The sequence below is a fragment of the Photobacterium sp. ABD4_091 genome, from assembly GCF_056160145.1.
Map to the genome: position 1 here is coordinate 1 of NZ_JBSWWQ010000010.1, position 18,010 is coordinate 18,010.

Genomic DNA, 18,010 nt, shown 5'->3' on the forward strand with positions numbered 1-18,010 from the left:
CGCTGGCTTTTTTACATCTGGACTTTGGCAAAGCAAGTGATAGGGGGCAAATCCTCTAATACCCAGAGCGCTCCGCCACATTTAGAAAAAGCCCAACAGAAATGTTGGGCTTTTTTTGTATTCTCATCCTATGCCTTGATTTGGTTCGAATTAGGCATTAGAACATGTGTTACTGGTTTTCAAGGCGGATGAGTGGAATAGGCGCATGGATTTCAGTTGGTGCGACGTCATGAAGTTCAATTTCGCCAGTTACGTGGTTGTGGTAAACACGCAATGACTGACCGCTATGCGTGGTACCCATTACAAAAATACCGTTTGAATAACGGAGTACACCATTAATAACATCAAAATCAGCGAAGGCTCCGCTCTCTAGCAGGTTATCGCTATTATATTGATCTGTTCTTAAGTCGATATAAGACAGGTGGGCTTCATTCAGTGAATCACTCTGTTGGTAGATATACAAAGCGGCATGGTTGCCTGAATAACTTGGGATCAGCTCACCGGTTGGGTTGTTATCGTGAACCAAAGGTGCGATTACTTTACTAACAGGGTCAAAAGCAATAACACCTGAGACATGATCTGGGTCACCATCCTCGTTGAAAGTAGAATATGAGCCAGTGAAATAGCCGAAGCTATGGCCTTCGTAGATATCCTGATTAAACTGATAGCCTTGACGGAGTGCTGGGCTAAGCGGCACTAATTCACCAGTGTCAAGGTTGAGTATTTGTACTTCTCGTCGTGAGCTATTCGGGGTGTCTTCATCTGTGATAACTTTACTGTATTCAGTGAGCAATAAGTTTTTGTACTGCAATGAAACAGCTGTGTATACATCTCTTTCTAGGTCTGTATTCACTCGACGCCAATCTTGCCCGTCGGGGCTATCTTTACTCGCAACATACATATCAATTGTGCTGTTATAGCCAGCCCGGTTATGACGTATTGCATGGAAATCACCAGAGTATGCGAAGGCCTCCGGATTGCTATACCGCATATCGGTACCTTCGCGTTCGTAAGGACTGCGGAACTGGTTGTTTTCCCAAATGAGCAAGCGCTCTTTAGATACAGAGCTTGTTTTGCGGAACTTATCGCGTCGAGGGATATATAAACGTTCGCCTTTTGTGTCTGTTTTTAAAGTGCCATAGTTTTCGGCGTAGTAGTCTGTTAACTCTTCGTTATAGATAAAGTCTAGGCATACAGGTTGCGCATCAGTTTCCCCAAATGGCAAACTGAGGATATGACAATCAATCCTTCTTCCATCATGAGAGAGATTTAAGTCTTGGAAGTAACCTTTAAGAATAAGCTGGTCACTCATAGCAACGGCTTGATAGATGTCGCATCGGAAATAAGGTTGATTAATTTCGAATACGGTTTCGACATCAAGTTGATCTTCAGAACCTGTCATCTTGACAAGGTCTTTACATTGTAAGTTGCTAAAGTAGCTATCTTCAGTTGTTAGTGGTTGCGCATTATTACTTTGGGTTAAATTTCCAAAGGCAAACCCTTGAGCATCCATAGTGTTAATTGTGTAAGAGTAATTATCGTCTTTACTGTCATCGCAACCGAGTAATAAAAGGCTTGTGATTACTGCTAAGTATTTCTTGTTTGTTTTTAATTTTTTTTTCATGCTTTATTAATTATAGAATGGATAATGAAACTACCGTAGTAGACTTTGAGTTTTTTTAAAAAAAAGCAATATAGAGCTTTCAACTGCTTTAACAGCAAATTATTATATACAAGAAAGGGTTTAATAATTTCAGTAGAAATAATAACTTACATTATTTATAATGCTTGCTTTTATTTTTTTTGCGTTTTTTCTAAGTGTGTAAAAAATTTTTCTGGTTACTTGTAGTAGTTTTTTTAATGATATTTAATTGATTTAAGTCATGTGCAAATTTTTTATTGTTGAGCTTCTACATGCTTTTAGTTTGAAAAGTAACCACTGAGAAAGTGTTCATTTATGATGCATACCTTAAAATTGAATTAAATTTTTCTTTGCAATAGAAAGTACTTGCTTTTCAATTTGGGAAATTATCTCTGATTCTTGCTCCCAGGTGTTCCAATAAAGCTCTACAAAGATGGAGTTAGAAGAAATAGGCATTAAAGCAGAGGATCCTAACTGATCTTCAATTAGGAGCTTAGGAAGCATAGTCCAAGCAGTTCCGCGTTTTACGGCATCGAGAAGTACATGAGAGCTAGGAAGGTAGTGGGTTCTTTGCTGTTTACGTTCTACACCATGAATCGATAAATACTTATCCACCAAGTCATCATCCCTGTCGAAAATGGCGATGGGAGCTGAGGCGAGTTGTTTCTTGCCAATACCGTTTTTGAAATAGTGATCACAATATAACTGAGAGCATACCGGAAGATATTCCAATTGGCCGAGGTATCGGGTTTTGCATCCACCTATGTGATTGGCTTTCGAGGTGATAGCAGCGATGACTTCACCACTTTTGAGTAATGCTTGGGTTGAGACTGTATTTGATGTCCGGATATCAAAAGACAGATTTGGCCTATCACTAAATTGGTCTAAAACATCCATAAACCAGCAGCTTAAGCTATCGTGATTGACTGCAATCGCAAGAGATAGGGAATCGCTATCCGAATCATGGTTCAGGGCATGGTTCATCTCATTTTGCAGCAAGAGCATACGGCGAGCATAGCCCAGAATCTGCTTGCCTACCTCAGTTGCTTGTGGCGGTGTGCTACGGACTAAGACAGAGTGACCTATCCGGTTTTCCAGCGATTTAATACGCTGCGATACGGCGCCGGGCGAGATATGTAATTGGCGTGCGGCGTTATCAAAACTTTGGCCATCCACGATAGCGATTAAGGTTTCCATCTCCTTGTGATCGAGCATTTTTATCACCGAGTATTCTTTAGTTTTGCTAAAGATATATTAGATTATTTAGTTTTATGCAATGTTTGGGGAGGATTACTATCAAGTCGAAAACACATGAACTGATAGGGATCTTTCACCATGACCAAGCCACTCACACAAGTACCATCGAAGTCACCGCAGACCTTCCTCGACTTTCCTTTTGTCAACGATTTTGAAAACTTCTCTTCAGATATTGCGATTCTAGGGGTGCCCTATGGCATGCCATACAGCGTTGACGGGATGGCCAATAATCAGAGCTTGGCACCGGATCATATTCGTAACTGGTCAACGCTCACGGAAATTGAGATGACCTTGGGGAATTACGACTTCGATTTGGGTGGAACCTTGTTAGATGGTAAAGATATCAAGGTTGTAGACTGCGGTAATGTTACTTCTAGCTTTAACCCCGGTGAGCACTATGAGAAAGCAGAACAAGTTGCCCGTACTATTTTTGCCGCTGACTCAGTGCTTATAACGCTAGGGGGCGATCATGGTGTGCCTATTCCTATTTTAAAGGCACTAGATGTATTGGATGAAGAAATTACCCTGATCCACATAGATGCCCACTTGGACTGGCGTGATGAAATCAACGGGGAGAAAAACGGCTATTCCAGTGTTATCCGTCGTGCTTCCGAGCTTCCTCACATCAAAGGTATCCATCAGATTGGTATGCGGGGAATAGGCAGTGCCAAGAATCAGGAAGTGAGTGATGCCATTGCACACGGATGCTCGATTACCACCGCTTATCAGCTCCATGATTTAGGTATGGAAGCAGTATTAAAAACGATTCCTGACGGCGGCACGTATTATTTGACGATTGATGCTGATGGTATCGATCCTACCATTATGCCTGCCGTACTGGCTCAAACTCCCGGCGGGTTAAACTGGGTGCAACTTCATAAGCTGATACATGGCTTGGTGAGAAAAGGACGGGTTGTTGGCATGGACTTGGTCGAGATCACCCCGTCTTGCGATGTTGGCAATATATCCATGATCCATGCTGAGCGATTGCTGTGTAATTTTATCGGTGCAACGGTTAGGGCTGGATATTTTGACAAGTAGCTTCTTAAATGCGGTATTTTACTTATGCTATATGGGAATGATTCATAAATTAATAAGTTAACTATTAATAAGAAGCTGCCGCTAGTATGTCGTTCTGCATTTTTCGTACGATCAGGACGACGAAATGGGTGGCGTTAAACAATTATATCTAGGTATGGCGATGGCGGTGTCTGTCCTTTTTGCTGGTGCGATGGCACTGGATCAAGCTGTCTTTTTGCGGCTACTACTGGGTTTAGGTCTTGGTATTGCCCTGACCAAAGGGGCGATTGGGTTTGCAGGCAGTATTAACCGAGCTTACCGCCGAGGTTCAACCCAGTTGCTGCAAGCATTGATGTTATTGTTCGTGGTTACCGCCATTATCAATGCCGGGCTTCTATATGGCGCTGAGCCGGGTAGTTATAACCTGTGGGTGAACCCGATTAATGCCGGTTTGGTCAACCATTTTCAGGTTTGAGTTTCTCGGACTGTGCGTAATCCTGAAGGTGACGGAGAACGGTTGTTTCATGAATGCGCAAGGCTTGGGAAATCATGGCAGTACTCCAACCTTCAGAAGCAAGCAGTATCGCTTTAATGCGGTCGCGCACTCGGCCATCACGCGTTTTATCGTGCTGGATTTCGAGTTCATGTTTTTGCTTCTTAGTCAGAGTTACCTTCATGGGTCGTAGAATGATCCTCATACCGCTGAAAATCAAGCATCTTCAATGATCACGGGTATACACGTTTTATTCGTGTGGCCGTTTACGATTATTCCTTCAGGGAGTAGCGAAGCCTTCTTGTACGGGTAATTGAAAGGGAATAAATTAAAAATTACGATTCTGATCACTTGAACCAACGGATATAGTCATAATGAAATCGGCAGAATCAACAAAGCTAGATATTCTGATTGAAGAAGTAGAATACATTAAGAAAGAAAATAGGAAGTTGAAAACACTTATTTCAGCACGTTTGTTTTTGGCCGTTGTTGCCATTGTCAAAACTCACATATTTTCTTCCTCACGCATAGGTAGAAATGTGCCACTCTAACCGCTGGGGTGCAATGGCTATCTCTGTTTCTAGGCGCCTTACCCCTCCTTTGAATATATATAGCGTGAAAGGTGTATTTTGATCCTATAAGTGTGTATCCTCGCTTTTTGAACGTTGTTTTATTTGGTGTAGGTTGGTTACATGTTAAAGATTGTGTTGGTCGAGGATGACGAAAAGCTGTGCGAGCTATTGGCAAATTACCTTCGGCAACAACAGTTTGAAGTGATCACAGTACACGATGGGCTGGAAGCACCTGAGGTGATCATTAACCACCAACCGGATTTAGTGGTATTGGATCTGATGTTGCCAGGTATGGATGGGTTGAGTATTTGCCGCAAAATCCGTGGCAAGGTACAGAGTAAAATTATGATCCTGACAGCAAGCGATGATGATATCGATCATGTCGCAGGGCTAGAAGTTGGGGGAGATGATTTCGTCAATAAACCTATCAAGCCCCGGGTATTGCTGGCGAGGATCAGAATGCTATTGCGCCGTGAAGTGACTAGCGTCAATTCAGTGCCAGCCGGGGAGTCTACGCCTACCTCTGAAGATGAATCGGAGCACCGATATGGCGCTTTGACTGTTAATCACCGTAGCCGCAGTTGTGAAATGAATGGCGAAGTAGTTAGCCTGACTGACAGTGAGTTTAACTTGTTGTGGTTGCTGGCTTGTCATCCTGATGAAGTGCTAACACGGGATTTCTTGGTAATGGAAACCCGTGGCATAAAATATGATGGCCTAGACCGTACCATCGACAACAAGATAGTTACCCTGCGCAAGAAGTTGGGTGATAACCCGTCGCTACCAAGGAAGATCATTACAGTGCGCGGAAAAGGATACTTATTTGTGCCTGACCGTTGGTAAGAAGGTAATATGAAGCGTCTCTACCTCGAGTTTTTCGTTGGGTTGTCGGGCCTGTTCTTCCTCTGCATTTTTGCCTTTTCCTTTGTGACCCAGGAGCTGACAACAGACTACGAAGCGGAGTTGGAAATCAGCCATGTGTCTAGCGTGATGCAGATTTTGGATGATGTTGCAGCCCAGCGCGGCCAAGAAAAGGCCAATAAATTATTGGCTGGCTATGCAGAGAAGAGCCATTTGACCTTCCAGCAATTTAGCTGGGATGAAATTGGTTTTACCGAATATGAACGCAATGAACTTAGCCGCCGTGGTGCCCTGTTTGATGATGAAAACGAGTATTGGGTTGTGTTCGGGGATCAGCTGTGGGTGTATTACCTTCAGCCGGATGTAGAGCAAGATCTGTGGCAGATGCTGGATTTGGAAGTCAAACTGTTATGGGCCTCCTTTTTTGCCACTTTTGCCTTATACAGTGCGATTATGCTGAGGCTGCTGTCCGGACGTTTCCGTAAGCTGGAAGAGGCCACTATGGCCTTTTCTGATGGCGATTTCAAAGTACGGGCATCGGAGAAAGCCGGTGATCGGGTTGGCCGACTCAATGCCCGCTTTAATCAGATGGCCGATAAAATCTCTGAGTTGATCCAAAGCCACAAGCACCTGACCAACGCCATTGCCCATGAGCTAAGAACCCCAATTTTTCGGATGCAATGCCAGCTGGATTTGTTGGAAGAATCGGCGCTGAATGCCGAACAAAAAGGCTACCTGGCTGGTATTTATGATGATATCGATGAGCTGGAATCGCTGATTGAAGAGCTGCTGTATTTTGCCAAGATGGAGCGCTCTGGGGTGACACTGCAACTCAAGCAGCAGGATGTTGCAGAGGTATTGCAGCGAACCATTGCCCACTGCCAGAAGGACACCAAGCAGGTACTGAGTTTGGAGTGCCCCTCACAATGCTATTTTGATGTGGATGCCCACCACCTCGAAAGGGCGGTATCCAATATTATTCGTAATGCTTTCCGCTACGCAAAACACTGCATTTCAGTCAAAGCGTTTTGCCAAGAGGGAGCGCTGACTATTCAAGTCGATGATGATGGCTGCGGTATCCCGCCGGAAGAGAGGGAGAATGTCCTCAAACCATTTTACCGAGTCGGCACTTCTCGCGACAGGCTGTCTGGGGGGCATGGGCTGGGGCTAGCTATAGTCGCCCAGGTTGTCTCGCTGCATCAGGGGGAAATTCAGATCAGCGAGAGCGATTGCGGTGGGGCGAGGTTCACTATCCGCTTGCCACAGGCCAAGTGCCATATTGCTTGAAAAGCTTAACTGGCTAGCGCAACGAGGTGGAAAAAGGCAACAATCCCGGTGAGCTTATTGCGCATTGGTTGGTAATCTGCCGGGCTATTTTCTTTTTCTACCTCCCGTATTTTTTTCTCGGCAAACCAAATAGCGACAAAACCAAACAGCAGAACCAGCACCGACCATACATAGCTTTCCGGTGAATGGAGCAAAACGCCCCAGGCGATCAAGGCAAACAGGTTGCTCAGCAACAAGGCATTGCGGCTAAGGCTGGTTTTCATATGGTCAATGGCATTGCCCCACAAAATGCCCGAAAGAAAGCTCAAGATCACTGCACTGTAGGCAATAAAGACCTTGTGGGCACTAAGGCCAAACATGGTTTTGTCTGCCCAGATACAGATCAGGCTCAGTGCAAACGGCACCAAGCCTAAATAGGCCAGACGTGTCATGATTTGATTGGGTGTTGAAGTCATTGCGCGCTCCCTCATCATTGCTTTTAAAAAGCATAGCTTAAGTGGGAACGCTTAAGAGCTGTGATGTCGGGGCGTTTTATTAATGTATGTCCTGAGTACTTTGCTCCATAAAGGGACATAGAAGTGGCATACCCGGTAAAAGAGGTAGGCCGCTGTAAACAGTCCTGAGACTAAGGCACAAAAGTGAACGGATAACCCAACAGTAATCCCGATCAGCATGATGGCAAGAGAAAGCAGTATCGAACGCCAAACATTCTCAATTAAGTAAGCAACCCATGCCCTGAAGTTGGTCTCTCTTAGCTTGTAGCGCAGGATGAGCAGGGCGGTGAGATACAAGGCGGGGATTAGGCTGACAAGTGGAAGTGGCCAACCTTGGTAAAGGGTAAAACCAATCAGTAATTTACCGGAAACAGCGTAGGTGAGTGCCAGTGAGTGGATAAACTCGAAGGGCAGAATGCTTGCGGCAGCAAATAAGCATAGACCGATGGTATAGACAGCGGAGCCAGCAAACAAGATGAAATAAACTGGTAAGCCAATGGCAAGGTGGGCTAAAGGGGCAAGTGTCATTGCATGCAGCAGCCACTTTAGCCAAGATGCATGATTGTCCATAACCACCTCCGTATGCCAATAGGGTATTGGCGAGTATTGTCATCATCCAATGAATAGCGGAGTAATGCAACGAAATGTATATCTATGTTTGATGGATGTCATTATTAAGGGCATTTGTGAAGATTGTGTTGTTTATGCATGACATACGGGCCTTTGAAGCATTACTATATCCCTGTTGTAACTACTGTTGAGATTAAAAATGAGAAAGCTTTCTCTTGTGGCAGGTACTTTTGCACTTATTTCCTCCTGGTCTGTGTTTTCATCAACAGAGCTTGGCTCAGAGTCAGCGCCTGTTGCGTTTCAAGCTGTACCAGAAATCATGGTTAAATTTGAAGATGCAGAAGAATACCGTAAGAAAGCCGTGACCTTGGGCAGGCTTCCTCACAAGGTTGAAATGGGTAAGCAATTTCCTACCTATGTGGCTGGAGAGAATGGCAAGCCGGTGTTGGAAACCGAAAATACGGTAACGGATGATGTGGTGATCGCCCGAAACCCGTTGCCTGTTGTTGGTGCGGTTTATAATGAATGGCTGGTTCCAAAAGAAACTTGGTTGAGCACTTACGGTGAAGTGCCGATGTTTGACTCCTTTATGCCTTTCAAAAGGGTAAAAAGCATTAAAGCCATCCCTATTACTGAAGAGATCCTAAGCCTGTTGGGTAGCGCCGATGGTGAAACTGCGGTTATCGATGTCGATTGGAATGATGCTGGAATGAAAGTCTACAAAGATGGCTACCTGACCGATGGCGGATACGGTATTGCACCGGAAGAAATGCTAAATACCTATGAGAAAATTGAATAGATTAAGTTTAGCTTCCCTTATCTATTATTGATCTTACTGCAACGCCTCGCTCAACAAGCGGGGCGTTTCTGATCTCATAACAGCTGATGCTTTGTTGGTCATAAAATCCTGCTGCTATTGTTACCAGAGTCGAAGTGTAATCCCGATCACATTTATTCCTGAACAGGTGCTGTTTTAGTTGTTCAGCTAAATCGGTTTAGCAATAATTGGCACAGTTAGAAATTTTGGGAGAGAAGAGAATGGCAAAAGTATGGGTTACTGGTGATGCGGTGGTTGACCTCATTCCTGAGAGTGCAGGAACTTACCTGAAGTGTCCGGGCGGTGCGCCTGCAAATGTTGCGGTAGGTATTGCCCGTCTAGGTGGCGAAACGGCTTTCTTCGGTCGTGTTGGCCAAGATCCGCTAGGGCGTTTTATGAAGCAGGTTTTGTCTGAAGAGGGCGTAAATACAGATTTGATGAAACTGGATGCCGAGCACCGTACTTCAACTGTAATTGTTGATCTTGACGATGAAGGCGAGCGCAGCTTTACCTTTATGGTAAAACCGAGTGCCGACCAATTTACATCTAGTGAAGATGTCCCTGCTTTTGCCCAAGGTGAATGGCTGCACGCTTGCTCTATTGCTCTAGCCAATGAGCCTTCTCGCGGTACAACATTAGAGGCAATGAAAGCGATCAAAGCGGCTGGTGGCTATGTGTCATTTGACCCAAACTTGCGCGAAGAAGTGTGGGCCAACCCAGCTGAATTGAAGCCTGTCGTCATGCAAGCTGTTGCGCTGTCTGACGTGGTGAAGTTCTCTGATGACGAATTGTTGTTCCTGACGGATAAGGGTGATTTGCAGGAAGCGCTGGCATTCCTAGAGGAAAACTACCAGCTGCCTTTGGTGATCGTTACCCAGGGTAAGAAAGGGGCTTTGGTTGTTCAGGGTAATGAACAGCAGTTGGTTACTGGTAAGCCGGTTAGCCCTGTCGATACCACAGGTGCCGGTGATGCCTTTGTTGGCGGCCTGTTGGCGGGTTTGGTATCTGTCGATAATTGGCAAGAAAAAGCCACTTTGCTGGATATCATCAAGCAAGCAAATGCCTGTGGCGCGCTAGCCACAACGGCCAAAGGGGCGATGACAGCATTGCCGACAACAGAGCAACTGGCCGAGTATTTGGCGGAATAATATTGGTGTAACACGCTTGAGAGATGCGAATTACACGCACTGAAGAGGCCCGGCTACCGCTGGGTCTTTTTTGTTCATCCATTCAATTTTGCAAATTTTGCAGTACATATTGCTTATCCCATCCCACATTTTAAGCGACTGTATTGATCATTTTTTCATCGCAGACTATTTATATATGCAATGTATATACAATGTGTATCTGTGATGGCACCGAAAGCAAAACGAGCGGCAAACAAGAAAGACAGTCAGCTCATCATTCGAATTAACGGAGAGCAACGTGATGAGTTTGTTTCTCTGTGTGAAGACTTGGATACTTCCGCTGCAAGAGAGCTACGCCGTTTTATCAAGCAGTTCATTGAAGAGCACAAATCTAGCGAATCATGAATAGGTTGGCAGTTTCTCTGCTCAGCCTGTTTTTCACCCCGCACAGGGCCACTTTTAGGCGAGTGCACAAAGCGATGACAAGGAAATGAGATGGCTAAGAAAGATGCTAAAATCAAAGTTGTAAAAAAAGATGTAAAAAAAGAAGTGAAAGTCAGCAAGAAAGATATTAAAAAGTCACTGAAAAAGGCAGAAGCGAAAGTTGAAAAACTTAAAAAAGCCGAGGCCAAAGTGCAGAAGCTGAAGAAAGCGCTTAAAAAAGCATAATTGCTAAAGTAACACTTAAAGCCATCGCCTTTTACTGTTAAAAGTCGATGGCTGTATTTGTTTTGTTCCCTACCTCTGGCTCAACAGCAAGGCTCAGTTGCCAACTCGTCTTCCTTTATCTGAGCTTTACTGCTGGATGCTCTTTTATTATTCAACGCGAGAATAGTGAAGGCTGTTAGGGCTGATGCACTGATGATCAGCATAGCCGTCAATACCGTATCATAGTCTCCCTGCTGCCAAATCAGCGAGCCGATATAAGGGGCAAATGCTGAGCACAGTAAGTAGGGCAGGGCCAGTGAGCCAGAAATTACCCCGAAGTTGCTATCACCCATTAATTCGCGGGTCACCATTGGCTTCATGATGCTGATAACGCCGTAACTGCCACCCTGGAAAAAAACAAATCCAATCAATAGCCAAAATTGATCTCCAGCAAACAGGAATAAGCTAAGCGCAATATTAATGCCGATAAAACAACATAGCGTCATGGTTATTAAATTAAGGCGGCGATCAGCGAAAATCGAGACAACCCTTCCCAGTACTTGCATCGGGCCAATCAAAGAGGCAATGAGAATCGCCGTAGTAGCAGGCACTGCACGTTCATCGAAAATAGGCAATAAATGGCTAATCACTACGCCATGGGTTAACCCCAGTAAGGAGAAGCTAGCCGCTAGAAGCCAGAATGTTTTGTCGGATAAAAACTGATACCGAGAAGGTGAGTAGTGCTGACGAGAGCGAGCTGTCATTTGTTGCCGGGTACTATGTGCTTGAATGTATCGGCTACTGAAATACACCATAGGTACAGCGATAAAAACTACCGTTGATGCAGCAACTTTGATAGCTGTCGGCAAACCAAAATGGGTTAACAAATAGTGGGTTGCTGGAAAACAGATAGTGCTAGCAAAACCAGCAACTAACGTGATGACGGTAATGGCTTGTTTGGCGTTGCCGAGGCGGTAGCGGATAAGAAAGGCAAAGCAGGGCTCATAGAGGCACCCAGCCATCGCGACACCGATACCAAGCCATAGGAAATAGAAGCCTGTCAGGGATGTGACATGGCTCAGTGACCACAACAGAGCACCTCCGATCAAAGAACATACGGTAAGCATCGATGGCCCATGACCACGGTCGATAAGCCTGCCTGCAAGAGGGGAAAAGATTGCTGAAACGGCAATACCCAGGGTGAAAGCCAAGGTGAGATCAGAGCGGCTCCAGGAAAATTGATTTTCCCATTCCAGCAAGGTGGCGGGGAACAGGTAGTACAAACTGGCCCATAGTAAGGTTTGTGCAGTGGCGAGCAAGAGCGTGGCGTATGTCATGGTAGTCCTGAATGAAAAAGCGACGAGGTTAATTCACTCGATAAGGTTAGCGGATAAATATTAAATATTTATTATTCTAGAATAGTAGAAATAATCTTGACTTAAACCTGATCAACTCAACGGGTTCATCTACAGGCAAAGCATTTACGCTGCGGGCAGGGGTAGGAGGAACGAAGGTAAGCGAAGTGTTGAAGTATGGAGTTATGGAATCATGGCTACCTTCAGAAGCGCTGAGAAAACTCGGCAGGTAGCCATGATGTAGGGGGAACAGTTTAAAATGGAACCTAGCCCAGCAGCCAAGCTTTAGCCTCAACAGAGACCGGTTCGTTGCCAATCACACGTAAGGTGGTTGCATCTTCAGCGGTAAATACCCGCGCAGTCATCACAAACTCGCCCTGATTGATAAAAAGCTCCAGTGATGAGTTGTCAGCCAGCAGCTGCATTTCAACATCACGCTGTTCATGCCAAGGGAGCTCACGGATCGTTTCACCATCAGTCGGTTTGGCATAGGTGCGATCTAAGCGGATCATCTGCTGTTCGGCATCAAGGATGATGTCGCAGTACTCGTTGCCATTGTCCATGACACGAAGCGTCGTTTGTCCTTTTACAGGCCAAGGCAGGGTAGTTTTCAGCTCAAAGCTCTTGCTGCCGAGATCAACAGAACAATCGCCATTGCTGCTGTTGAGCTCGAAGCGCTGCATTTCGCCACGGAGTTGCTGTAGCTCGCGAGCGGGTTGTTGGTATAGCTTCCCGTTTTGCCAAGTTAGCTCACGTAGGCAAGTAAGCTGGTGCAGCCACTTGTCGGCAACACTTGGCTGTTCGATTTCATCTGGTAAGCCCATCCAACCTACCATCAAGCGGCGTCCGTCCGGAGCCTCCGTCGACTGCGGCGCATAGAAATCAAAGCCATAATCCAGAGTTCGGAAGTCTGACAGGCCAAGCTGGTCGTTGTCATCTAACGTAGCCTGCAAGTAGCCATTATGGTGCGGGATATTATGGTGCTCGCTATCGGCTTCGATACCTTGCGGGCAGATGATCGCTACCAGTTGGTCGTTAAGCTTAAATAGATCCGGGCATTCCCACATGTAGCCGAAGTCATTCAGCTCATCGCCAGCCAGAGAGACAAATTCCCACTGGTGCAAATCCGCAGAACGATAGATAGCCAAGCGACCAAGCAGTTGTCCATCAGCGGTCTCTTGCTGGGCCCCCAATAGCATCAACCAGTGATCGCCATTTTTAACCAGTTTCGGATCGCGGCAGTGCGGTGTGACCGACGGCGGCAAGCTGCCGATAACTGGGCCGTGCTTGGTGAAATGGATCCCGTCTGTTGAGGTGGCAAGGCACTGGGTGGTGATACGGTCGCGTTGCTCGCCGATACGGACATTGCCGGTATAGAACAGCATCAGCTCCTCTTCGGTACTGACTGCGTGGCCTGAGAAAACACCGTGGCTGTCGAACCAGTCTGATGGGAACAGCGCCATAGGCTGGCTTTGCCAGTTAACTAGATCGGTACTGGTAACATGAGCCCAGTACTTGTCTTTGTGCACACAGCCAAATGGGTAGAGCTGGTAAAACAGGTGGTATTCACCATTGTGGTAGGTGAAACCGTTAGGATCGTTGAGCAAGCCTTGCGGCGGCGCAATGTGCCACAGCGGACGATGCTGTGATTCGGTCGTTTCACTGACATCCGCAAGCTGCAGGCGCTGGTTTTGTTCGATAATACGGCCTAATCGTTCCCATTCAGCCTCACTCAGAGGCATATCCGGCGTCCATGAAACTTGATTGAGGTTGCTCTGGAAGGGCAGCACACGAGCAAGGTCGGAGCGTAGTTCCGGTTCCTTAAGCTCCAGAATCACCTGTTGCTCGACACGCAAAGCGCGCAAGAGATTATTGGGGCCGCCGCAGGCAGCAAGGATATCTGTCAGTGTCATGGATGCGAGACCTTAAGCTAAATTTGCTTGTTGTTTTTAGGGAACGTTCCAAAAATACAGAAAAGGCAGTATTTAAGGCAAGGGGAGTTGTGGAAATACTCCCCTTTATGAAGAAAATTGTGCGTTTGATCGCTTTTTAAGGCAGGAAAAGTACGGGAGGGGGTTAACTACTTTCGCGTTGAACCCAGTCAAAGCCCAGTACTAGTTTGGAGACCTGGCTTCGGCCTTGTTCAATGATTTCCAACAGCATTTTGGCTGCATTGTTTCCCGCAGGCTCGAAGCCGTAGGCAAAAGTGGAAAGACTAGGAGTGACGACTGCGGCCATTTCGTCATTACCGACACCGATCACCTTGATGTCTTTTCCAGGTACTAGCCCTGCGGCCGTAATGGCTTGCATCGCACCAATTGCAATTCGGTCAGTAGCACAAAATACACCGTCAACTTGTTGATTACTAGCTAAAATGTCAGCCATTTCCTGACGGCCGGAAGCGATTGAAAATTGCCCTTGGCTATGAAACTTGGGAGGCTTGGCTGCCAAGTGTTTGAGCGCAGTAGAGAAACCATCGAAGCGCTGCTGGTCAACCGCGATATCATCACTCTGCACCCCGAGAAAGCCGACGTGCTTACAGCCTGCTTGGGAGAGGAATTCACCTGCACAATAACCTACTCGGTAGTCATCATGGATGACACTGGGGATATTGAAACTGGAGCCGTCCTGGCCGATCAGAACCACCGGTGCCTTGGAGCGCTTGATAGCAGTGACCAGCTCATCATCGATATGGGTGGCAAACATCACGATACCTTCGACGCGCTTTTGATTGAACAGTTCGATGTATTGCAGTTCCTTTCCTGCCTCCAAGCGGCTATTGGCCAGCAGTACTTGTTTACCTGCTTGTTCGAACACTTCGCTCAATCCGTCGACACCCTGCGAGGTCGCATTCGATGCAACGCGAGGAACAATAATTCCTATCAGGTTGGTTTTATTGGATTTTAAGTCTTTAGCGACTTGGTTTACTACGTAACCACACTCTTCTATCGCACGCCTTACCTTGACCTTGGTGGCTTCTTTGACGCCATATTCGTCATTAATCACCCGAGAAACGGTTGATTTAGAGACCCCGGCCAGTCGTGCTACATCATGAAGGCTTGCCATATATAACTCCTTGGTTAACCGAGATGATCCTGCAATTTAGGGATGCTTTGCAATCTTTGCTCTTGGCTTTGGTTATCTATGGTGATGTAGATCACATATGTGGTCGGTGTTTTGTCGTATACGCCGATCCGCCTCACACTCAGCAAACAGTAGCTTGACGCCAGCTTACTTGATCGTAAAAACTATTTCGGTAACGTTCCCGAAAATGATTCAAGCTATTTAAGTAGTGAATCGGCAAGGTGAGCAGCCCCAACACCTGCTCAGCCGCAAGGCAAACCTTGATGTCTCGGGAGCAAAAAAGATTTTAATAACGTGTACCCAGACAACAGACATGTTGAGGGTGGAATTTAAATTTCTGAGCGTGAAACGCATTCACGACGGGGGTAGAAAGATGGACTTTCCAGTTATAGCTAAGCAACTTATTGAAAAGCTTGGTGGAAAAGACAATATTGCAGCGGCAGCTCACTGTGCGACGCGATTACGTTTGGCCTTGCATGATGAAAGCAAAGCCGACTTGAAAGCAATTGACGACATCGAAGGGGTAAAGGGCCAATTTCAGGTGGCAGGCCAAATCCAGGTGATTTTTGGCTCAGGTATTGTCAACCAGGTGTATGCGGCGATGACGGCAGAGACTGGCCAGACAGAGATGTCGACCAAAGACGTCGCTTCCGCTGGCGCACAAAAACAGAACGTTATTCAGCGCGCGGTGAAAGGCTTGTCTGATATTTTTGTTCCGATCATTCCAGCGATTGTCGCGGGCGGCCTATTGATGGGTATCTTCAACCTGCTGACTGCACAAGGCTTGTTTATAGATGGTCAGTCTTTGATTGAAGCCTACCCGGGTATGGCTGATCTGGCGTCGATGATCAACACGTTTGCCAACGCTCCATTTGTCTACCTCCCTGTTTTGCTGGCATTCTCGGCATCGAAGAAGTTTGGCGGCAACCCGTTCCTCGGCGCTGCGCTGGGTATGTTGATGGTTCACCCGGATCTTCTAAATGGCTGGGGCTTCGGTGGGGCTAGCGTCAGCGGCAATATCCCGGTGTGGAACATCTTTGGCTTTGAAATCCAGAAAGTAGGATACCAAGGCTCGGTACTGCCGGTACTAGTAGCCGCTTTCATCCTTGCCAAAGTTGAAAATGGCCTGCGTAAAGTTATCCCATCAGTATTGGACAACTTGTTGACCCCGATGCTGGCGATTTTTATCACCGGTTTCCTGACCTTCACACTTGTAGGTCCTATCACCCGAGATGCGGGTTTCCTTCTTGGCGATGGCCTTAACTGGCTGTATGAGTCTGCTGGGTTTATCGGTGGCGGTCTGTTCGGTTTGGTATATTCGCCGTTTGTTATTACCGGTATGCACCATAGCTTCATCGCGTTTGAAACCCAACTGCTTGCTGATATCGCGGTAACCGGCGGTACCTTCATCTTCCCAATCGCGGCGATGTCCAACGTGGCGCAAGGCGCGGCTTGTCTGGCATTCGGTTTGACGACCAAAGACAAAAAAGCCAAGGGGATTGCGATGCCATCGGGCGTGACAGCATTGCTGGGTATTACTGAGCCAGCCATGTTCGGTGTGAACCTGAAATACCGCTACCCGTTCATTGCTGCCATTATTGGCGCAGCAACGGCAAGTGCTTTCATTACCCTGTTCAAGGTAAAAGCGACGGCACTGGGTGCGGCAGGCTTGCCGGGTATTATCTCTATCGACCCTAACTCTGTGATGTACTACATTGTAGGCATGGTGATTTCCTTTGGTGTGGCCTTCGGTTTGACCATGCTCTTTGGCCTGAAGCAGAAGAAGGCTACGCCGAAAGCAGTTACTGCTTAATATACAAATGTAAAATTGAAATAATGATGAGGGTGGGCTGATAAGCTCACCCTTTTTTGTTTCATCAATAAGTCATATGTGTTGTTTATATTAAAGCGACATTTACAACTAAATGATGAATGGTTCTGGAGCTTTGTTGTGGAAATGCTGACAGCTGATCGTTGCCAAACTGCAGTTCAACTTGCCAAAGAGGGCGGCAAGTTGGCATTGAGTTTCTTATTGCGCCGAGAAGCGATGGATGTTCAGTATCCCTCTCGCAATGACCTCGTGACCGAAGCAGATTTTGCCGTTGAAGACTTGATACGTAAAAGGCTTGGGGACTATTTTCCTAACGACGGCATATATGGTGAAGAGCGGGGTGTCACCCATCCAGTTTCGGCGGGTGATGGTTATTGGGTGATTGATGCCATTGACGGCTCAGTTAATTACCTGCACCAAATCCCTTTCTGGTCTGTATCGATTGCTTACATCCGTCACCACACGGTGGAAGTAGGGGTGATCTACAACCCGGTCAATGATGAATTGTTCAGTGCCCAGCACAATATGGGGGCGTACCTTAACGGTTTTCCGATCAAGGTTAGTGACACCGCCAATACAGAACAGGCTATCATCGGTATGGGCCATGCCTTTCGTACTGGGTGTGACTATTTCTCGCAACTTGAAGCGTTAACTCGTCAACATGCTGATTACCGGCGCTTGGGATCATGTGCATTATCTATGGCGCATGTGGCTTGTGGGCGACTGGACGGATATTACGAAGCGTATCTTCCTGCGTGGGACTTTCTCGCTGGCTGGCTATTGGTAAAAGAGGCTGGCGGGCAGGTATTTCCTTTGCCGGGCGACGTACTCAAGCGCGGTGCCGAAGTGAAGGTTCTTAATGGCAAGCTAAACCGCTACCAGTTATTCCCTGATAAGTACTGATGCCTGCTTCACAATAGCGCGGTACCCTGACGTTCAACTGCTTTGTGAC

19 protein-coding genes and 1 pseudogene are annotated in these 18,010 nt (G+C 46.5%); 12 read left to right on the forward strand and 8 right to left on the reverse strand.

Features of this window, described 5'->3' with window-relative positions; genetic code table 11:
• Positions 1 to 192, forward strand: a 192-nt coding sequence (locus ACXAGQ_RS28595) for a hypothetical protein (protein WP_475258602.1), incomplete at its 5' end; no start/stop codon positions are given.
• On the opposite strand, the gene ACXAGQ_RS28600 is transcribed toward ACXAGQ_RS28595, so the two are convergent.
• Together ACXAGQ_RS28600 and ACXAGQ_RS28605 are read right to left on the reverse strand one after the other, a co-directional pair.
• Positions 170 to 1,624, reverse strand: coding sequence for a hypothetical protein (locus tag ACXAGQ_RS28600; protein ID WP_475258603.1), 1,455 nt, complete (start codon positions 1,622 to 1,624; stop codon positions 170 to 172). The two genes, ACXAGQ_RS28595 and ACXAGQ_RS28600, sit on opposite strands and share 23 nt — an antisense overlap.
• Positions 1,625 to 1,969: 345 nt before the next feature.
• The gene (locus ACXAGQ_RS28605) at positions 1,970 to 2,857 is read right to left on the reverse strand and encodes an ArgP/LysG family DNA-binding transcriptional regulator (protein WP_475258605.1); all 888 of its coding nucleotides are present in this window, start codon (positions 2,855 to 2,857) and stop codon (positions 1,970 to 1,972) included.
• A 120-nt stretch (positions 2,858 to 2,977) separates the two neighbouring features.
• Between ACXAGQ_RS28605 and ACXAGQ_RS28610 the strand changes: the two genes are divergently transcribed.
• The gene (locus tag ACXAGQ_RS28610; protein WP_475258606.1) at positions 2,978 to 3,940 is read left to right on the forward strand and encodes an agmatinase; all 963 of its coding nucleotides are present in this window, start codon (positions 2,978 to 2,980) and stop codon (positions 3,938 to 3,940) included.
• A gap of 124 nt (positions 3,941 to 4,064) precedes the next feature.
• Positions 4,065 to 4,394 (forward strand): hypothetical protein, encoded by a 330-nt coding sequence (locus ACXAGQ_RS28615; protein WP_475258608.1) that lies wholly within the window; start codon positions 4,065 to 4,067, stop codon positions 4,392 to 4,394.
• Here ACXAGQ_RS28615 and ACXAGQ_RS28620 read toward each other — a convergent pair.
• Positions 4,378 to 4,596: pseudogene (locus tag ACXAGQ_RS28620) on the reverse strand (helix-turn-helix domain-containing protein); the annotation flags it as partial. The gene ACXAGQ_RS28615 and the pseudogene ACXAGQ_RS28620 sit on opposite strands and share 17 nt — an antisense overlap.
• 190 nt (positions 4,597 to 4,786) lie before the next feature.
• Here ACXAGQ_RS28620 and ACXAGQ_RS28625 point away from each other — a divergent pair.
• The 3 genes from ACXAGQ_RS28625 (at position 4,787) to ACXAGQ_RS28635 (ending at position 7,132) form a co-directional block, all read left to right on the forward strand.
• Entirely contained in the window at positions 4,787 to 4,963 is a 177-nt protein-coding gene (locus ACXAGQ_RS28625; protein ID WP_475258610.1) for a hypothetical protein, read from the forward strand.
• Between the two features lie 141 nt (positions 4,964 to 5,104).
• Complete coding sequence (locus ACXAGQ_RS28630) at positions 5,105 to 5,827, forward strand: response regulator (RefSeq protein ID WP_475258612.1); 723 nt, start codon at positions 5,105 to 5,107, stop codon at positions 5,825 to 5,827.
• A 9-nt stretch (positions 5,828 to 5,836) separates the two neighbouring features.
• Positions 5,837 to 7,132, forward strand: coding sequence for an ATP-binding protein (locus tag ACXAGQ_RS28635; RefSeq protein WP_475258613.1), 1,296 nt, complete (start codon positions 5,837 to 5,839; stop codon positions 7,130 to 7,132).
• 5 nt (positions 7,133 to 7,137) lie between these two features.
• Here the strand turns inward: ACXAGQ_RS28635 and ACXAGQ_RS28640 are convergent, their stop codons facing one another.
• The gene (locus ACXAGQ_RS28640; protein ID WP_475258614.1) at positions 7,138 to 7,587 is read right to left on the reverse strand and encodes a DUF3429 domain-containing protein; all 450 of its coding nucleotides are present in this window, start codon (positions 7,585 to 7,587) and stop codon (positions 7,138 to 7,140) included.
• A gap of 51 nt (positions 7,588 to 7,638) precedes the next feature.
• Positions 7,639 to 8,196, reverse strand: coding sequence for a hypothetical protein (locus ACXAGQ_RS28645; protein WP_475258615.1), 558 nt, complete (start codon positions 8,194 to 8,196; stop codon positions 7,639 to 7,641).
• Between the two features lie 199 nt (positions 8,197 to 8,395).
• On the opposite strand from ACXAGQ_RS28645, the gene ACXAGQ_RS28650 reads away from it, so the two are divergent.
• The 4 genes from ACXAGQ_RS28650 to ACXAGQ_RS28665 all read left to right on the forward strand — a co-directional run bounded on the left by ACXAGQ_RS28650 (position 8,396) and on the right by ACXAGQ_RS28665 (position 10,809).
• On the forward strand, positions 8,396 to 8,995 hold the full coding sequence (locus ACXAGQ_RS28650) for a hypothetical protein (protein ID WP_475258617.1): 600 nt from the start codon (positions 8,396 to 8,398) through the stop codon (positions 8,993 to 8,995).
• A gap of 239 nt (positions 8,996 to 9,234) precedes the next feature.
• On the forward strand, positions 9,235 to 10,161 hold the full coding sequence (locus ACXAGQ_RS28655) for an aminoimidazole riboside kinase (protein ID WP_475258618.1): 927 nt from the start codon (positions 9,235 to 9,237) through the stop codon (positions 10,159 to 10,161).
• 204 nt (positions 10,162 to 10,365) lie between these two features.
• A complete protein-coding gene (locus ACXAGQ_RS28660) occupies positions 10,366 to 10,545 on the forward strand; it encodes a hypothetical protein (protein WP_475258620.1) in 180 nt (59 codons plus the stop codon).
• Positions 10,546 to 10,635: 90 nt separating this feature from the next.
• Positions 10,636 to 10,809: a hypothetical protein gene (locus ACXAGQ_RS28665; RefSeq protein ID WP_475258621.1), complete on the forward strand. Its 174-nt coding sequence runs from the start codon at positions 10,636 to 10,638 to the stop codon at positions 10,807 to 10,809.
• Between the two features lie 80 nt (positions 10,810 to 10,889).
• Here ACXAGQ_RS28665 and ACXAGQ_RS28670 read toward each other — a convergent pair whose 3' ends face one another.
• From ACXAGQ_RS28670 to ACXAGQ_RS28680, 3 genes are all read right to left on the reverse strand, one after another.
• Positions 10,890 to 12,125, reverse strand: a complete 1,236-nt coding sequence (locus ACXAGQ_RS28670; protein WP_475258623.1) for an MFS transporter — start codon at positions 12,123 to 12,125, stop codon at positions 10,890 to 10,892.
• Positions 12,126 to 12,409: 284 nt separating this feature from the next.
• Positions 12,410 to 14,056, reverse strand: coding sequence for a glycoside hydrolase family 32 protein (locus ACXAGQ_RS28675; RefSeq protein WP_475258625.1), 1,647 nt, complete (start codon positions 14,054 to 14,056; stop codon positions 12,410 to 12,412).
• 163 nt (positions 14,057 to 14,219) lie between these two features.
• On the reverse strand, positions 14,220 to 15,209 hold the full coding sequence (locus tag ACXAGQ_RS28680) for a LacI family DNA-binding transcriptional regulator (protein ID WP_475258626.1): 990 nt from the start codon (positions 15,207 to 15,209) through the stop codon (positions 14,220 to 14,222).
• 391 nt (positions 15,210 to 15,600) lie between these two features.
• Between ACXAGQ_RS28680 and ACXAGQ_RS28685 the strand changes: the two genes are divergently transcribed.
• Positions 15,601 to 17,040 (forward strand): sucrose-specific PTS transporter subunit IIBC, encoded by a 1,440-nt coding sequence (locus ACXAGQ_RS28685; RefSeq protein WP_475258627.1) that lies wholly within the window; start codon positions 15,601 to 15,603, stop codon positions 17,038 to 17,040.
• A 144-nt stretch (positions 17,041 to 17,184) separates the two neighbouring features.
• Positions 17,185 to 17,961: an inositol monophosphatase family protein gene (locus ACXAGQ_RS28690; RefSeq protein ID WP_475258651.1), complete on the forward strand. Its 777-nt coding sequence runs from the start codon at positions 17,185 to 17,187 to the stop codon at positions 17,959 to 17,961.
• Positions 17,962 to 18,010 lie beyond the last annotated feature (49 nt).

Coding starts and splice junctions, on each gene's coding strand:
- ACXAGQ_RS28605 (WP_475258605.1), bottom strand. CDS start 2,857: ATGCTCGATCACAAGGAGATGGAAACCTTAATCGCTATCGTGGATGGC.
- ACXAGQ_RS28610 (WP_475258606.1), top strand. CDS start 2,978: ATGACCAAGCCACTCACACAAGTACCATCGAAGTCACCGCAGACCTTC.
- ACXAGQ_RS28680 (WP_475258626.1), bottom strand. CDS start 15,209: ATGGCAAGCCTTCATGATGTAGCACGACTGGCCGGGGTCTCTAAATCA.
- ACXAGQ_RS28600 (WP_475258603.1), bottom strand. CDS start 1,624: ATGAAAAAAAAATTAAAAACAAACAAGAAATACTTAGCAGTAATCACA.
- ACXAGQ_RS28675 (WP_475258625.1), bottom strand. CDS start 14,056: ATGACACTGACAGATATCCTTGCTGCCTGCGGCGGCCCCAATAATCTC.
- ACXAGQ_RS28615 (WP_475258608.1), top strand. CDS start 4,065: ATGGGTGGCGTTAAACAATTATATCTAGGTATGGCGATGGCGGTGTCT.
- ACXAGQ_RS28670 (WP_475258623.1), bottom strand. CDS start 12,125: ATGACATACGCCACGCTCTTGCTCGCCACTGCACAAACCTTACTATGG.
- ACXAGQ_RS28685 (WP_475258627.1), top strand. CDS start 15,601: ATGGACTTTCCAGTTATAGCTAAGCAACTTATTGAAAAGCTTGGTGGA.
- ACXAGQ_RS28660 (WP_475258620.1), top strand. CDS start 10,366: ATGGCACCGAAAGCAAAACGAGCGGCAAACAAGAAAGACAGTCAGCTC.
- ACXAGQ_RS28690 (WP_475258651.1), top strand. CDS start 17,185: ATGCTGACAGCTGATCGTTGCCAAACTGCAGTTCAACTTGCCAAAGAG.
- ACXAGQ_RS28640 (WP_475258614.1), bottom strand. CDS start 7,587: ATGACTTCAACACCCAATCAAATCATGACACGTCTGGCCTATTTAGGC.
- ACXAGQ_RS28625 (WP_475258610.1), top strand. CDS start 4,787: ATGAAATCGGCAGAATCAACAAAGCTAGATATTCTGATTGAAGAAGTA.
- ACXAGQ_RS28645 (WP_475258615.1), bottom strand. CDS start 8,196: ATGGACAATCATGCATCTTGGCTAAAGTGGCTGCTGCATGCAATGACA.
- ACXAGQ_RS28650 (WP_475258617.1), top strand. CDS start 8,396: ATGAGAAAGCTTTCTCTTGTGGCAGGTACTTTTGCACTTATTTCCTCC.
- ACXAGQ_RS28635 (WP_475258613.1), top strand. CDS start 5,837: ATGAAGCGTCTCTACCTCGAGTTTTTCGTTGGGTTGTCGGGCCTGTTC.
- ACXAGQ_RS28630 (WP_475258612.1), top strand. CDS start 5,105: ATGTTAAAGATTGTGTTGGTCGAGGATGACGAAAAGCTGTGCGAGCTA.
- ACXAGQ_RS28665 (WP_475258621.1), top strand. CDS start 10,636: ATGGCTAAGAAAGATGCTAAAATCAAAGTTGTAAAAAAAGATGTAAAA.
- ACXAGQ_RS28655 (WP_475258618.1), top strand. CDS start 9,235: ATGGCAAAAGTATGGGTTACTGGTGATGCGGTGGTTGACCTCATTCCT.